At 80.6% G+C, this 661-nt stretch carries 1 pseudogene; it reads left to right on the forward strand.

Features of this window, described 5'->3' with window-relative positions:
- Positions 1-661 (forward strand): annotated as a pseudogene (locus A5764_RS28865) (PE family protein); the annotation flags it as partial.

Genomic DNA, 661 nt, shown 5'->3' on the forward strand with positions numbered 1-661 from the left:
CCGCCGGGGGTCGGGCCGGCATGATCTTCGGTAATGGCGGGTCCGGCGGTCACGGTGGTGATGGCGCGTCCGGGGCCGCGGGCGCTTCGGCGACCTTTTCCGGTGGGTCGGGCGTCGCCGGCCAAAACGGCGGGAACGGCGGGAACGGCGGTAGCGGCGGGGCCGGCGGCCTGCTGGGCGGCAACGGCGGCAGTGGCGGAGCCGGCGGCAACGGCGCCGCCGGCGGTAGCGGCGGCAGCGGCGCTACCGGGGCCGACGCCACCGTGGCCGGGGCCGGCGGCAACGGCGGCGGCAACGGCGCCGATGGCGGGGCGGGCGGCAAGGGCGGTGATGGCGGGGCCGGAGGCACCGCGACGCTCGGTACCCACGGCGCCGGCGGCAACGCGGGCAACGGCGGCAACGGCGGCGCGCCCGGCGACGGCGGCAACGGGGGAGCCGGCGCCGGTTACCCCGGAGACCTCTTCGTGCAGCCCGGCTCGCCCGGCCCGTCCGGCGGTAACGGCGGGGCCGGCGGCGACGGTGGCAACCCGGGCGCGGCCGGCGCGGGCGGCACCGGCGGCACGGGCGTCATCCCAGGTGCGAACGGTACTGCCGGCAGCACAGCCACCAGCGGCGGCGACGGCGGCATGGGCGGCATGGGCGGCATGGGCGGCACCGGCGC

The sequence above is a fragment of the Mycobacterium sp. 852002-51057_SCH5723018 genome (assembly GCF_001667035.1).
In the GTDB taxonomy this organism is placed as follows: domain Bacteria; phylum Actinomycetota; class Actinomycetes; order Mycobacteriales; family Mycobacteriaceae; genus Mycobacterium.